The following is a 13,926-nucleotide window of genomic DNA, read 5'->3' as shown; positions in this document are numbered from 1 at the left end:
CCTCGAAGCTGGGCCGCCGACGTCAAGAAGGCGTCGACGGCCCGTAAAGGTCCCGTAACGACCGCCTCCGGTTACGACCGTGACGATCTCTCCCCGGTCGGCTGGAGCTATGCTCGCCCGGTCCGACAATCGACGCATCGGGGGGCGAAAGTGTCCGACTTCAAAGTCAGTACCGAATTCCTCGCAAAACTGGCCCAAGACCTCAAAGGCTGTGCCGACGAACTCGACCAGGGCCTCAAGGCCTTCGAGGCGGCCGGCCACACCGGCACCGGCTTCGACTTCCTGGACGAGGCCTGCGGGCACTTCAAGGACAAGTGGCAGTTCGGCCTGAAGAAGGTCCGCGAGTGCGTCAAGGCCCTGGACGAGGGCCTTGAGCAGGTGCAGAAGAACTACGACGGCACCGAGCAGAGCATCGTCAAGGTCCTCGCCCCGGCGGGGCAGTCGTGAGCGCCCCCACGCCGGCGCCCGACTGGTCCGGCCTCGGCTTCAACCCCACGCCCGGCGACTCCGCCGCCGTCACCGCGCTCAGCACCAGCCTGCGCCGGGTCGGCCAGCACCTGAGCGGTGTGCACACCACGCTCTCCCAGATCTCCAACAACGAGGGCCAGTGGACGGGTGAGGCCGCCAAGAAGTTCTCCGAGCAGTTCGGCAAGCTCCCCGGCTACCTCCAGGACGCCGCCGACTCGATCACCTCGGCCTACACGGCGCTCGACGTCTGGTACAAGGCGCTGACCGAACACCAGCCCAAGGCCGCCGAGTTGGCCGCCTCCGCGGTCGCCGCCAAGAAGAAGAAGGAGGAGGCGGACAAGGCCCACAGCGCCGCGGCCGCCGCCCCCGACCTCCAACTGGCCGGCCGCTCCTACCCCGACGACGCCAGCCTCGCCGCCGCGGAGCAGCGCTACAACACGGCGAAGAACCACCTGGACTCCGCCGCCGGTCTGCTCACCAGCGCCTCCAACGAGCTGGCCGGCCTCCAGAAGCAGGCCCACGAGCTCGCCGGGACCCACAAGTCGGACGCCCAGAAGACGGCCGAGGCCGTCCGCAAGGCCGCCGACAGCAAGGCCCCGCCGGAGCCGGGCATGCTCAGCAAGATCGGCGACTGGTTCAGCAAGCACGGCGGGGACCTGCTGACGGTGGCCTCCGGCATCTGCGGCGTCGCGGCCATCTTCTGCCCCGCGTTCGCCCTGCCCGCCATCCTGCTGAGCGTCGGCGCGGCGGGCCTGCACGCCAAGCAGTACGGCATCAAGGGCCTGATGCCGACCAGCTGGGACAACCTCGGCAACGACCTCACCCTGGCCGGCGACCTCCTCGGGGCCCTGCCCGGAGGCGCCCTCCTCAAGGGCGGGGTCACCGCGTTCCGGGGCGCCCGCGCCGCCGAGGGCGGGGCCAAGGCCGTGAGCGCCGGCGCCAAGGAGATCCGCGTCGCCGCCCGGGCGATGGACCCGGCCAGCCCGATCTTCACCACCGCGATCGAGAAGCCCGCCATGAAGCTCGGGCTCTCCAAGGCCGCCGCGATGAACGTCTCCGACGGCGTGCAGGCGGCCAGCGGGGTCGCGCTGACGGCCCCCACCGCGGCCGGCCTCTTCACCGACAGCCCGAGCCCGGGGCTGGGCGCCGCGATCAACTACACCACCGGCGGCGGCACCGCGCTCAACGGCGCCGGCGGCGCCATCGGCGGCAGCGGCAAGGGCCGGATCCTGCCCGCCCTGCTCGGCGGCGGCAGCGCGATCGTCACCGGTGTCTGGGGAGTGGGACATGACTGATACGACCATGCCGTCCTTCTGGCTCTCCCTGCCCGAGGGGTTCACGGACATCGACCTGGCCGAGGACGCGGGCGACCGGATGAGCCGGATCGTGGACGGGCTCGACGGGCTCACCGACGCCGGTCCGGAGCAGAAGCTCGGCATCGCCGTCTCCGCCGAGCTCGCCCTCCAGGCGCAGCTGCGCGAGGGTGCGGTGCACGTCTCCAACTGCCTGGTGCAGACCGAGGAGGGCGAGATCGTCCAGGGCGTGTTCAGTCTGTACCTGCGCGAGCAGGAGCAGGGCGCCCCGGGCGGCTACCCCCAGCGCGTCGCCCGGGAGCTCGCGACCGCCTGGCCGGACGCCGACATCGAGGTCCTCGACTTCCCGCTCGGCCGGGCCGCCGTGACCGTCCGCGACCTGGCCGTGCCCGTCTCCGGGACGGCCTACGGCCTGCCGGGGTCGGGCGTCACCACCGTCCGCCAGCTGGAGGCCCTGTTCGCGCACCCGTGGAGCCCCCACGTGCTCGCCGTCGTCTTCTCCACCCAGCACCTGGACTACTGGGACGGCTGGTCGGTCCTGGTGGGCGCCGCCATCAGCGGGATCTCCTTCTACCCCCCGCTGAACGAGACGTCGAACGCCCTGCCGCCCGAGCGGCAGGACAACATCCGGAAGGCCTTCGGGTGACGATCACCCAGCCCGACCAGGGCACCACCCGGAGCGGGCCCCGCCGACTCGGCGGGGCCCTGGCCCTCATCGCCGTCACCACGGCGGTGCTCGTCGGCGTCATCGCGCTGGACGTCTACGTCAACTCGTTCCTCGCCGCGGTGGTGGGGCTCGCCTACCCGCTGATCGTGCTGTACGCGTTCGCCGTGCGCCGCGACGCCGACAGCAACCCCCGGTTCCAGAAGAACATGGTCGCCTGGGGCCTGGGCATCTCCGTCGTCGGCTTCGTCGCCTACCTGGCCGGTACCGAGGCCTGGGCGAACCTGATCCTGGGTTCGGGGCGGACCGTGCAGGCCGTGGTCGTCGACGAGAAGGTCACCGACGCGCTCCACGGCACCGGGCGCGCCTACAGCCTGGCCTCCACGGAGCTGAACGACGACGTGCCGGGCGGCCCGCTCACGGAGAGCTCCCCCCGGTTCAAGCGCGGCCAGGTGATCACCGTCCGGATGGACCCGGCCGGGCGGGTCGCCCCCAAGCTCCCCGGCGAGGCCGACTCCTCCGCCTACCTGCTGGCGTTCCTCGGCTGCAACGTCCTGATCGACGGCACCCTGCTCTGGTCGGTGCGCCGGCCGAAGGAGTCGTCCGCCTGAGCCGGCCGGTCGCCTGAGCCCACCGTTCCGCCCCGGGCCGCCGCCCGGGGCGGAACGCCGCATCAGCCCAGCAGCGCGGGCAGTTCGGCGATCGAGCCGAGGACGTGGGTGGCGCCGTCGGCCCGCAGCCGGGCCTCGTTGTGGGCGCCGGTGAGGACGCCCGCGACGACCGGGGCGCCGGCCCGGGTGCCGGTCAGCATGTCGTAGCCGGTGTCGCCGGCGACGGCGATCTGGCGGACCGAGTCGGTGCCGGTGCGCAGCAGGGCGGTGAGCGCGAGGTCGGGGTACGGGCGGCCGCGGCCGGCCTCGGCGGGGCAGAGGGTCAGGTCGGCGACGGACCGCCAGCCGAGGGCGTCCAGGATGCGGTCCTGGGTGGCCCGGGAGAAGCCGGTGGTGAGGACCACCTTGCGGCCCTGGCCGCGCAGTTCGGCGATGGCCTCGGCGGCGCCGGGCAGGGCGGCGCAGTGCCCGGCGTCGACCAGGTCGTGGTAGGCGGCCTCGAAGGCGGTGTTGGCCCGCTGGGCCTTCTCCTCCGCGCCGAACAGGTGCCGGAAGACGGAGATCTTGGACTCGCCCATGGTGGCCCGGACGTGGGCCAGCATCGGGTCGAACTCCGGGCTGCCGGCTTCGACGCCGAGCGCCGCGGCGGCCGCGGTGAAGGCCTGCTCGACGAGGCCGTCGTCGGCCACGGTGGTGCCGGCCATGTCGAGCACGACCAGGCGGATGTCTGCGGTCACAGCGGTATCGGTCACAGCGGTGTTGCTCACAGCGGCGCTCCTTACAGGTTGGCGAGGTCGGCGGTGGTCTCGGCGATGGCGGGCGAGCAGGTCATGCCGCGGCCGCCGGGGCCGGTGACCAGCCAGACGCCGTCGCGCACGCGCTCGCGGTGGACGACCCGGGTGGTGTCGACGCACTGCGCGTACACCCCGGCCCAGCGGCGGCGGATCCGCGGCATCGGGCGGCCGAGCAGGTCCTCGACGACGCCGACCAGGTGGTCGTACGGGTCCTCGACGACGTCGAAGCCGAACGGCTGGTCGTACTCGTGGGTGTCGCCGATGGTCAGGCCGCCGTCGCGGCGCTGGACCATCAGCAGCTGCATCCGGTGCTCGGCGGCGACGGGCGGCTGCGGCTGGGTCTCGCGCAGCCGGTCCAGGGCGGTGCCGGCGAAGGCGGGGTAGTAGCGGAAGCTGTCGCCGTCGGCGACGGAGGTGGTGAGGGTCTCGCCGAGCGGGTCGGTCTGCATCATCTGGAGCCGCACCCGGCGGACCGGCAGGGCGGGGGCGAGTTCGCGGACCAGGCCGCCGAGCCAGGCGCCGGTGCAGAGGACCACCAGGTCGCCGGTGTGGACGTCGCCGTGGTCGTCGCGGACGGCGTTCTCGCCGACCACCTCGCGCACCTCGCGCCCGGGCAGGAAGGTGTACCGGCCGGTGGCCTCCAGGGCGGCGCGCAGCGCGGGCTGGGCGGTGCGGGGTTCGACGGCGGCGTCGCGCCCGCACCACAGGGCGCCGAGCAGCTTGCCGCGCAGGGCCGGGTTGGCGGCGCGGGTCTCGTCCGGGTCGAGCAGCCGGTAGCCGCGGGCGGCGGCGTCCGGCAGGGCCAGGGCCTGTTCGGCGACGGCGAGTTCGGCCTCGGTGCGGATCGCGGTGAGCGATCCGTTGGCCCGGAAGCCGAGGTCCGGGACGCGGGCGCCGATGGACTCCCACAGTTCGCGGGCGCGCAGCGCGGTGTCCAGTTCCTCGCCCTGCGCGCGGCCGCTGACCCAGACCAGGCCGAAGTTGCGCACCGAGGCGCCGCGCGCCTCGGTCTCGCGCTCCAGGTGGACGACCTCGTGGCCGCGTTCGACGGCCTGCCAGGCGTGCATGCTGCCCAGGACGCCTGCTCCTACGACGATGACTCTCATGCGTCCAGGCTGGTGCGCCCGGGTGTCCGAGGGGCGTCGGGACGCCGTCCCGCAGATGAACCACCTGGGAAGTTGTACAGACAACCCGTCGGCCACCCCGAGGCTGCCGCGGCGGCTACGACCGCACCACCCGGGCCCGCAGGTAGTTGCGCCGCCCGAAGTTCGGCTCGTCCACCGCTGTCAGCTCCTCCACCTGGAACCGGTACAGCGCCGCCGCCCCGCCCCCGGTCAGGAACTGCCGCCGGACCTCCTCGTCCCGCGCGAAGACCGGGTAGCGCCCCTGGTAGGCGGCCAGCGCCGCCTCGGCCTGCCGCCCCCAGGCCTCGCTCGCGCTGCCGGTCAGCTGGAGGCCGCGCAGCTGCTCGCCGAAGACCGGCGGCGGCAGGAAGACGGTGGCGGCGGCCCGGGCCTCCTCGGCCAGGTGGTGGCTGTGCCGGGTGGAGCGCTCGCTGACGAAGTAGAGGACGAGGTCGTCGTCGTACGCGAAGAAGGCCAGGTTGGCGTGCGGGCCGTGCTCGTGGCCCGCGGTGGCGAGGGTGAGCACCATGGCCTCGGCCAACAGCCCCTCGACGCCCTTGTGCAGCAGGTCGCCCGGCCAGTCCCCCTGCGTGATGTCGAGTCGGTACGGCATTCGGCACTCCCTCCGCTGGCACGCCCCGGCGCCCGCGCGCCCGAGCACGACTGAGCCGGGCGGGCGCCCCCGAAGGAGGCTCCACGCCCGGCTCACATGCTCCACCCGCCGTCCGAGACCGGACAAGGGGCAGGGGCGGAAGTCCGGCTCAGCGCTGCCGGGACCCGTACGACGCGTACCCGCGGGCCACGACCGGCGGCTGCCCCGGTCCGAGCAGCGGCCGCAGCGCGCCCGCCCGCATCCGGTCCACCAGCGGACCGCAGCGCCCGGCGAGCGGCGCCAGCACCGCCGCGGCCAGCAGCCCGACCAGCGCGCCCACCGCCACGTCGTGCGGGTAGTGCACGCCGACCCAGACCCGGGAGGCGGCCATCAGCACCGCGAACAGGCCGGCCACCAGGCCGAGCCGCCGGTTGACGAACCAGAGCGCGGTCGCGGCGGCGAAGGCGATCACCGAGTGGTTGCTCGGGAAGGACCAGTCCCCGGTGCCCGGGCAGGTCTCCAGCGAGACGCTGCCGGGGATCTGCGCGCACGGCCGGAGTTCCTCGACCGCGCCCTTGAACACCGAGTTGACGCCGTAGGCGACGACCACGATCACCGGCGAGGCGAGCACCCTGGCCATCACGGCCGAGTCCGCGCCGCGCGCCCGCCACCAGGCGTAGAGCATGAAGACCGCGAACAGCCCGAGGCCGAGCGCCGACCAGACCTTGATCAGCTCGTCCAGCCAGTGCGGCGCCGACTGCGCCCAGCCGTTGACCCGGGTGTACAGGCCGCCGTCGATTCCGCTGCCGTCGTACACGGCGAGCGCCCTGGAGGGCGTCACATGTCACCTCCGTGACGTCGCGCCTTACGGGCGCGGAACAGTTCGAGAACAATAGGGAGCACGGAGACAACTACTACCAGACCGATGATCGGCAGCAGGTACTGGTCGATACCGGGGATGGACGAGCCCAGCCCGTACCCGGCGAACACCACGCCGACCGTCCAGACCACGCCTCCGGCCACCTGCCACAGGGTGAACGAGCGGACCGGCACGTCGAGCACGCCGCAGAGCGGATTCAGCACCGTTCGGACCACCGGAATGAACCGGGCGAGCACGATCGCCTTGCCGTGGCCGTACTTGGCGAGCAGCTCCTCGGCCCGCGCCACGCCCTCCAGCAGGCTCTTGCGCCTGGTCCGGCCGAGCAGCGCCCGGCCGCCGCGCCGGCCGATCAGGTAGCCGACCTGGGCGCCGACGAGCGCGCCGACCAGGGCGGCGGGCAGCACCTGCCACAGGTGCAGCTGCGGGCCCTTGGTGGCGCCGGGCACGCAGAGCAGCCCCGCGGTGAACAGCAGCGAGTCGCCGGGCAGGAAGAAGCCCACCAGCAGCCCGGTCTCGGCGAACAGCACGACGGCGATGCCGAGCGCGCCGAAGGCGGCGAGCAGTGAGGACGCGTCCAGCGGGTTCACCGCGAGGTGAACGGCCGGATCGGCGAGGAACTGGAGCAAGGCCGACGGACCTCCCGTACGTTGGAGGGCGGTTCGCACCGAACCCGCCCGGACCGTCTACAGTTGCGTAGACGGTCTACACGACTGTAGACGATACTTGGAGGAAGCGCCGCCATGCCCGACGTACCGTCCGCCCGCCGGCCCGCCGGGGAGCTGGAGGCCGAGGTGCTGGCCGCCCTCTGGTCCGCCCGGCAGCCGATGACGCCGCAGGACGTCCAGGCCGCGCTCGGCGGGGACCTCGCCCGCACCACCATCGCGACGATCCTGGCCCGGCTGTTCGACAAGGGGACGGTCGAGCGCACCCGGGCCGGCCGCGCCTACGCCTACACCCCGACCGTCCAGGACACCGCCGGGCTCGCCGCCCGCCGGATGCACACCGAGCTCGGCCGCGAGACCGACCGCTCCACCGTGCTGGCCCGCTTCGTCTCCGACCTCTCCGCCGAGGACGAGCAGCTGCTGCGCGACCTCCTCGGCGACGGCAACCCCGGGGCTCAGACACCGGGAACGGCGGGCCGATGATGCTCGCCGTCTGGGTCCCCCTGCTGCTGCCCTTCCTGGCCGCCCCGCTGGCCCGCCGCCTCGCCGATGCGCTGCCGCCGCGGGCCGCCGCCTGGATGCTGGCCGGCAGCGCCGCCGTCCTGGCCGGCGGCACCCTCTGCTCGCTCGGCCTGCTGGCCGCCGCCGGACTGCTCCAGCTCCCGCCGGTCGCCGCCCTCGGCCACCTCTCGCTGCCCTGGCTCACCGCGGCCGCGCCCGACGCGCCGTTCCCGGCCGCGCTGGCCGCCCTGGCCCTCCTCGCGCTCGGCGCCCTCGCGGTGCGCACCGCCCGCCGACGGCTGCGGGAGCTGCGCGCCGCCCGGGCCGCGCTCCCGGCCGACGCGCACCGCGCGGAGCCCTCCGACAGCCCCCGTCCGGACCGTGGACCTTCCCCCGCCCAGCATCCGGACACGCGCCCCCCGCGCGCCTCCGTGCGCCGGTCACGCCCCCCGGCATGGCCGGCCGCGCTCCTCCGGCCCGCCGCCCTGCTGCGGCCCGCCGACCACCCGCTCACCGTCCTCGACGACGAGTGCGCCGACGCCTTCGCCCTGCCCGGCCGCCTGGGCCGCCCCGGCCGACCGGGCGAGCCCGGCCGGATCGTGGTCACCTCCGGCATGCTGCGCGCCCTCAGCGGCCCCGAGCGCTCCGCCCTGCTCGCCCACGAACGGGCCCACCTGACCGCCCGCCACCACCTCTTCCTCGCCCTCGCCGAGCACGCCGCCGACGTCCACCCGGCTCTCCGCCCGCTGCGCGCGCCCCTCGGCTACCACCTGGAGCGCTGGGCCGACGAGGTGGCCGCCGCCCGGGTCGGCGACCGCGCCGTCACCGCCCGCGCGGTCGGCCGGGCCGCCCTGGCCGCGAGCCGCTCCCCCTGGCCGGCCCGCCCCCGGCTGGTCGCCGCCGCCCACTCCGGCCCGGTCCCGCGCCGGGTCGCCGCACTGCTCCAGCCCCGCCCGGCCACCGCCCCCGGCACCTGGCTGCGGGCCGCCGCCGTGGCCCTGGCCGCCTGCCTGGCGCTGAGCACCGGCGCCGCCCTGGAGGCCGGCGCCGACCTGCACCACACCGTGGAGGCGGCCCAGCAGGGCTCCGGCGCGCAGCGCTGACCCCGTCCGGCCGTCAGGCGGTACGGCGGTACGGAGCGCGGGCCCGCGTTCCGTACCGCCCGGTATGCCGACTTGCCCGACCCCGTCCCCAGCGGCCCACCGCCCCCGTACGCTTTCGTCAGCGCGTCGGCCCCGACGCGTCCTCGAACGGCGGCGAGGAGCGAAGCGAGTGCGGCAGACCGGACGGCAGTCCCGACGACCCGAGCGCCGCACCCCGCCGACCGCGTCGGAGCTGGCCAAGGTCCACGACCGCACCCTCGCCGACGCCGCCGCCCGGGAACTGGCCGTTCCCGCCCTCACCGAGGAGACCGGCGGCCCCGGCCTGCTCGAACCCCGCCCCGAGATCGGCGACTCCTGGGCCCGGCTGCGCCGCCTCGGCCTCGACCCCGACACCGGCGCCGCCGCCGTCCTGCTGGGCCCCGGCGAAATCGAACAGCGCCGCCGCACCAGCGGACTCGACGCCGTCCTGCCGGTGCTGCGCGAGACCCTGCTGGAGGTGGGCGGGGCGGCCCCGCTGCTGCTGGCCGTCGCCGACGCCGAGGGCCACGTGCTCTGGCAGGAGGGCGAGCGCGGCCTGCGCCGCAGCGCCGACCGGATCGGCTTCATCACCGGCGCCCGCTGGATCGAGGAGAGCGTCGGCACCAACGGCATCGCGGTCGCGCTGCGCGCCCGGCGCCCGATGCACGTCCACTCCGCCGAGCACTACCTGCGCAGCCACCACGCCTGGACCTGCGTGGCCGCGCCGGTGCGCGACCCCGGGACCGGGCGGCTGGTCGGCGCCATCAACCTGAGCGGCCCGGCGCACAGCGTCCGCCCGTTCCTGATCCAGCTCACCGCCACCGCCGCCCGGCTCGCCGAGGCCGAGCTGCGCGCCCACCGGCTGGAGGCGCTGCACCAGCTGCGCGCCCTGGCCGCCCCGCTGCTCGCCCGGGTCGGCGGCCCGGCGCTGGTGGTCGACGCGGCCGGCTGGACCGCCGCCGCGGCCGGGCTGCCGCCGCCCAGCCGGCTGCGGGTGCCCAGCGAGGGCTGGACCCCGGCCACCGTGCACTGGGTGCCCGGCCTCGGCGAGTGCGCGCTGGAGCCGCTCGCCGACGGCTGGCTGGTGCGCCCGGTCCGGCCGCCCGAGGAGGACGGCTCCGGCACGGTGACCGCCGAACAGGCCGAGGGCGCCCACCTGCGGCTCGACCTGCGCCGCCCGGACCGCCCCGAGCTGTCCGTCCGGGGCGCGGCCGACAGCTGGTCGCACCCGCTCAGCCCGCGCCACGCCGAACTGCTGCTCCTGCTCGCCACCGGACGCGAGGGCAGCACCGCCGCCCAGCTCGCCGAGGCGCTGTTCGGCGACGCGGGCCGGACGGTGACGGTCCGCGCCGAGCTGTCCCGGCTGCGCCGCTACCTGGGCGGGCTGCTGGCCCACCGGCCGTACCGGATCGCCGAGTCGGTGCTGGTCAGCGTGGACGGGCCGGACGACCCGTACGACCTGCTGCCCGCCTCCTCGGCCCCGGCCGTCCGGCGGCTGCGGGCCGCGCTGGCGGCGGGGACGGCCCGGTTGCCCGGCGCGCCGCCCCTCGCGCCGCCGTGCGCCGCCGGGCCGCCGGAGCGCCGCTGACGGCCCTGTTGCCCGGCGGCCTGTTCTCGGCGGCCTGGCGTCGGCGGCCGGCCTCAGCCCTCGGCGAGCAGCGCGGCCAGCTCGGCGTCGGTGGGGCCGCAGTGGCGCTCCTGGTGCTCGGAGACCAGCGCGTAGGTGCGGTCCAGCCAGGCCTGCACCCGGGGCTTGGAGGCCTCCAGCAGCGCGCTGCCGTGCGGGGATTCGAGCGCCAGGTGCAGCGTCGAGCCGTGGCACGGGCAGTACGCCGGCCACAGTTTGACGTCGCCCTGGCCGCTCAGCGCGCGCAGGCCGTCGCGCAGCAGTTCGCGCGAGAACACCCAGTCCGCCTCGTCCGGCCGCCCCAGGTGGAAGGTCAGCAGCACCTCGTACGGGCGCGCGGCGGTGAACCGGAACCGGGTGCGCACCTCGCCGACCACCTCCTCGCCCAGCGAGATCCGCAGGATCAGCACCTCCTCCACCGCCGCCGGAGCGGCGGTGGAGACCTCCCCATCGCCGCCCGTGGGGGTGGCGGCGAGGGGTGCACTGGAGGCTGCGGACAGCGGGTCGGACGGCATGACGGTCTCTCCGGGACGGCGTGGGATGCCCTCAGCCTGCGTCACGCCCGGTACGGCGGGCAAGGGTTGCAAGGGGGTTGCAATAACCCCCGGCCGGGCCTTCCTTCCCTTGCCGGCGCTTATCAGACGGAGCGTCAACTTCCGTGTGGCGCACGGATGTCCGCGAAGTGGAGGGGGTGCGACCGGGCCGCGGCCGTCCGCTGGTACGCTCTCCCCTCTCCCCACGCGGGCCCGCGTGGAACCGGCCCTCCGCGGCCGGAGCCGGGCCCGGCGGCGGCGCGTGGGAGAATACGGCGACGCGACGGCGGCTTCGGGGAGGGAGGGGTCCGGTGGCTGTGCGCGAGGACACCGCGCGGGACGTGCAGCACGAGCCCGCACGGCAGGGCCGGCACGGGCGGCCGCGCCCGTTCGGCGGCCTGTTCCGGCTGCCCACCCTGCGCTTCTCCGGCGCCGCGATGGCGATGTCCACCGTGGTCGGCATCAGCATCGCGACCACCCTGCTGCTCAACGAACAGCAGGGGATCGGCCGCCGGGCCGGCGTCGCCCGGGTCGGCAGCACCCCGCCGCCCACGCCGGGCGCCACCGAGGAGGCCGAGGCGGTCTCGGCGCAGACCCCGACCGACGGCCCGTCGTCCTCCCCCGCCGCGAACCGGCCCTCGACGCACCCGTCCACGCACCGCTCGGTGGACCCCCCGGTCGCCGCCTCCCCGCCCGCGCCCCGCGCGACGGTCCCGGGCGCACCCCAGACCGGCGGCCAGGCCTCGGCCGGGCAGGACGCACCCGCCTCAGGCACCCAGCTCGCGGGCACCGAGGCCGGGCTGCTCGGCGCCACGGCCCCGGCCGGCCCCTCGCCCTCCCCTTCCGTCTCCGTCCCGGCCCCGGGCGCCAAGCAGCCCGGCTTCGGCCCGCCCACCCCCGGCCGCCCGGCGCCGCCGCCCGCTCTGCCCGTCCCCGACACCGACGACGCGGCGGACACCGGCGGCACCCCGGACACCGACGGCACCGATGGCACCGACGACAGCGCGGACACCGACCACGCGCTGACCGGCGCCGCCCGGGTCTCCCCGCTGGGCCGCGACGGCCTGCGCCACCAGCTCACCCTCGCGGCCACCGAGCCGGTCACCGCGTTCCAGGCCGAGTTCCGGCTCGTCCCGGGCGAGTCGGCCCCCGGCCCCGGCTCCGCCTGGACCGACCTGCCGGGCGCCGTGGTGACCGTCCAGCAGGAGCGCGGCACCCTCGTCTACCGCTTCACCACGCCGCCCGGCACCGACGTCCGGCCCGGCCGCTACACCTTCGGCGTCCGCGGCGCCCGTCCGGCGGCCGACCCGTCCGCCGTGGTGCGCAAGTCGGCCCCGGCGGAGAGCTGGAGCGTCTCCGCCTTCGCCCTCGACCGCCCCCGCGCGGTCACGGCGCTCGGTTCCTTCGGCCCGCCTCCGCCGCCGCCGCCGTACGCCGAGCCGTACGCGCCCGGCACCCCGGCCGCCACGCCGCTCGCCGCTCCGGCGCCCACCCCGGCCGCGACCCCGACCGCCGCGGCCCGCTGAGCCGCCGACGGCCCGCAGCGGACGATCGTCCGACGATCCGACAGCCGGGCCCGCCGGACGGGCGCATCCCCGCACCCTCGTTCGTTACTGTGGGCAGCACCCGGCCCGGCGCCCCCAACGGCCCCGGCCGGGCCGCCGTTCCGCACCCGAGGAGGAGTCCGTGCCCACCGTCCTGACCCAAGGCGGCAACGCACCGCTGACCGCCGCGCGAGTGACCGTCGAGGTCACCGCGCCCAAGGCGCTGGACGTCTCCGGCCTGCTGCTGACCGATGCCGGAAAGGTCCGCTCGGACGACGACTTCGTCTTCTTCAACGCCCCGAACGGCCCCGGCGTCAGCCACCGCCCGGCCTCCGCCGGCACCCCCGACGCGATCACCGTCGACACCCGGGCCGTCCCGGCCGGCATCACCAAGATCGTGGTCACCGCGAGCCCCGCCGACCAGGTCTCCACCTTCGCCGGGACGGAGCCCACCGCCACCGTCCGCGACACCGACACCGGCGAGGTGCTGGTCACCTTCACCCCGCCCCGGCTGGGCCTGGAGACCGCGCTCATCGTGGTCGAGGTCTACCAGCGGGGCGGCGCCTGGAAGGTGCGCGCGGTCGGCCAGGGCTACGCCGACGGCCTCGCGGGCATCGCCACCGACTTCGGCGTCACCGTCGACGACTCCCCGGCCCCCGCGCCCGCCGACCCGGTGGCAGCGGCCGCACCACCGGCCCCACCGGCCCCGATGGACCGGACCATCCAGCTCCCGACCCCGCCGACCGCTCCGCCGGCCGCCCCGCCCGTGCCGCCCGCACCGGCGGCCTCCCCGATCGACCCGCGGATCGCCCTCGCCACCGGCCAGACCGCCGTCCCGGCCCCGCCCGCGGCTCCCCCGGCGCCCGCCGCGCCCCCGGCCCCGGCCGCCCCCGGCAAGGTCACCCTGGACAAGGGCCGGGTCAACCTGGTCAAGGGCAGCTCGGTCTCCCTGGTCAAGAACGGCCGCCCCTTCCTCTCCTCCGTCCGGATGGCCCTCGGCTGGAAGTCCGCCGCCCGCGGCCGCGACATCGACCTGGACGCCTCCTGCCTCGCCTTCGACGCCCGCCACAAGCGACTGGAGACGGCCTGGTTCATGAAGCTGAGCATCTTCAACGGCGCGATCTCCCACTCCGGCGACAACCTGGTCGGCGGCGAGGGCGGCGACGACGAGGCGATCACCGTCCACCTGGAGGGCCTGCCGGCCGAGGTCCACGCGCTGGTCTTCGTCGTGAACTCCTTCTCCGGCCAGCGGTTCACCGAGGTGCGCGACGCCTACTGCCGCCTGCTGGACGCCCGGACGGAGGAGGAGCTGGTCCGCTTCGACCTCACCAACTCCGAGCCCCACACCGGTGTGATGATGTGCAAGCTGGTCCGCCGCCCGGGCGGCGAGTGGGAGATGACGGCACTCGGCGAGTACGTCGACGGCAAGACCGCGCGGGCGATGATCGAGCCCGCCGCCGCGACGCTCTGACACCCGGCGTCACCGTCCTGC

The 13,926-nt window shown here is 75.7% G+C and carries 15 protein-coding genes; 9 read left to right on the top strand and 6 right to left on the bottom strand.

Annotated elements, in window-relative coordinates; translation table 11 throughout:
• The first annotated feature begins 150 nt into the window (after nucleotides 1–150).
• From ACLWS4_RS13610 to ACLWS4_RS13595, 4 genes are read left to right on the top strand one after another with little or no spacing between them, the layout of a single operon-like run.
• Nucleotides 151–447 (top strand): hypothetical protein, encoded by a 297-nt coding sequence (locus ACLWS4_RS13610; RefSeq protein WP_049654274.1) that lies wholly within the window; start codon nucleotides 151–153, stop codon nucleotides 445–447.
• On the top strand, nucleotides 444–1,763 hold the full coding sequence (locus ACLWS4_RS13605) for a putative T7SS-secreted protein (RefSeq protein WP_074001652.1): 1,320 nt from the start codon (nucleotides 444–446) through the stop codon (nucleotides 1,761–1,763). The genes ACLWS4_RS13610 and ACLWS4_RS13605 overlap by 4 nt, the downstream gene beginning before the upstream one ends.
• Nucleotides 1,756–2,427 (top strand): hypothetical protein, encoded by a 672-nt coding sequence (locus ACLWS4_RS13600; protein ID WP_416874227.1) that lies wholly within the window; start codon nucleotides 1,756–1,758, stop codon nucleotides 2,425–2,427. Before ACLWS4_RS13605 ends, ACLWS4_RS13600 begins: the two co-directional genes overlap by 8 nt.
• Nucleotides 2,424–3,056, top strand: coding sequence for a hypothetical protein (locus ACLWS4_RS13595; RefSeq protein WP_387825809.1), 633 nt, complete (start codon nucleotides 2,424–2,426; stop codon nucleotides 3,054–3,056). Before ACLWS4_RS13600 ends, ACLWS4_RS13595 begins: the two co-directional genes overlap by 4 nt.
• Before the next feature lie 62 nt (nucleotides 3,057–3,118).
• On the opposite strand, the gene ACLWS4_RS13590 is transcribed toward ACLWS4_RS13595, so the two are convergent.
• The 5 genes from ACLWS4_RS13590 to ACLWS4_RS13570 form a co-directional block, all read right to left on the bottom strand.
• On the bottom strand, nucleotides 3,119–3,823 hold the full coding sequence (locus ACLWS4_RS13590) for a phosphonatase-like hydrolase (protein ID WP_416874226.1): 705 nt from the start codon (nucleotides 3,821–3,823) through the stop codon (nucleotides 3,119–3,121).
• An 11-nt stretch (nucleotides 3,824–3,834) separates the two neighbouring features.
• Complete coding sequence (locus ACLWS4_RS13585) at nucleotides 3,835–4,956, bottom strand: TIGR03364 family FAD-dependent oxidoreductase (RefSeq protein ID WP_049654265.1); 1,122 nt, start codon at nucleotides 4,954–4,956, stop codon at nucleotides 3,835–3,837.
• Between the two features lie 115 nt (nucleotides 4,957–5,071).
• A complete protein-coding gene (locus tag ACLWS4_RS13580; protein WP_049654261.1) occupies nucleotides 5,072–5,587 on the bottom strand; it encodes a pyridoxamine 5'-phosphate oxidase family protein in 516 nt (171 codons plus the stop codon).
• A gap of 148 nt (nucleotides 5,588–5,735) precedes the next feature.
• On the bottom strand, nucleotides 5,736–6,407 hold the full coding sequence (locus ACLWS4_RS13575; RefSeq protein ID WP_117490001.1) for a phosphatase PAP2 family protein: 672 nt from the start codon (nucleotides 6,405–6,407) through the stop codon (nucleotides 5,736–5,738).
• Nucleotides 6,404–7,072, bottom strand: a complete 669-nt coding sequence (locus ACLWS4_RS13570; RefSeq protein ID WP_049654256.1) for a DedA family protein — start codon at nucleotides 7,070–7,072, stop codon at nucleotides 6,404–6,406. Before ACLWS4_RS13570 ends, ACLWS4_RS13575 begins: the two co-directional genes overlap by 4 nt.
• Before the next feature lie 114 nt (nucleotides 7,073–7,186).
• On the opposite strand from ACLWS4_RS13570, the gene ACLWS4_RS13565 reads away from it, so the two are divergent.
• The 3 genes from ACLWS4_RS13565 (at nucleotide 7,187) to ACLWS4_RS13555 (ending at nucleotide 10,318) form a co-directional block, all read left to right on the top strand.
• Entirely contained in the window at nucleotides 7,187–7,591 is a 405-nt protein-coding gene (locus ACLWS4_RS13565; protein ID WP_049654255.1) for a BlaI/MecI/CopY family transcriptional regulator, read from the top strand.
• Entirely contained in the window at nucleotides 7,588–8,712 is a 1,125-nt protein-coding gene (locus ACLWS4_RS13560; RefSeq protein WP_416874225.1) for a M56 family metallopeptidase, read from the top strand. Before ACLWS4_RS13565 ends, ACLWS4_RS13560 begins: the two co-directional genes overlap by 4 nt.
• Nucleotides 8,713–8,881: 169 nt before the next feature.
• Nucleotides 8,882–10,318: a helix-turn-helix domain-containing protein gene (locus tag ACLWS4_RS13555; RefSeq protein ID WP_220450064.1), complete on the top strand. Its 1,437-nt coding sequence runs from the start codon at nucleotides 8,882–8,884 to the stop codon at nucleotides 10,316–10,318.
• Nucleotides 10,319–10,371: 53 nt separating this feature from the next.
• Here ACLWS4_RS13555 and ACLWS4_RS13550 read toward each other — a convergent pair whose 3' ends face one another.
• Nucleotides 10,372–10,872, bottom strand: a complete 501-nt coding sequence (locus ACLWS4_RS13550; protein ID WP_074001657.1) for an SsgA family sporulation/cell division regulator — start codon at nucleotides 10,870–10,872, stop codon at nucleotides 10,372–10,374.
• A gap of 329 nt (nucleotides 10,873–11,201) precedes the next feature.
• Between ACLWS4_RS13550 and ACLWS4_RS13545 the strand changes: the two genes are divergently transcribed.
• The gene (locus tag ACLWS4_RS13545; protein WP_416874224.1) at nucleotides 11,202–12,416 is read left to right on the top strand and encodes a hypothetical protein; all 1,215 of its coding nucleotides are present in this window, start codon (nucleotides 11,202–11,204) and stop codon (nucleotides 12,414–12,416) included.
• A gap of 160 nt (nucleotides 12,417–12,576) precedes the next feature.
• Nucleotides 12,577–13,905 carry a TerD family protein gene (locus tag ACLWS4_RS13540; protein WP_416874223.1) on the top strand — a complete coding sequence of 443 codons (1,329 nt, stop codon included), beginning with the start codon at nucleotides 12,577–12,579 and terminating at the stop codon, nucleotides 13,903–13,905.
• The last annotated feature ends 21 nt before the right edge of the window (nucleotides 13,906–13,926 follow it).

Origin of the sequence: Kitasatospora sp. SC0581, assembly GCF_048159585.1 — a bacterium.
Classification (GTDB): Bacteria; Actinomycetota; Actinomycetes; order Streptomycetales; family Streptomycetaceae; genus Kitasatospora.
Note: the sequence above shows the minus strand (reverse complement) of the source record. Positions and strands in the feature narration are given on the sequence as shown.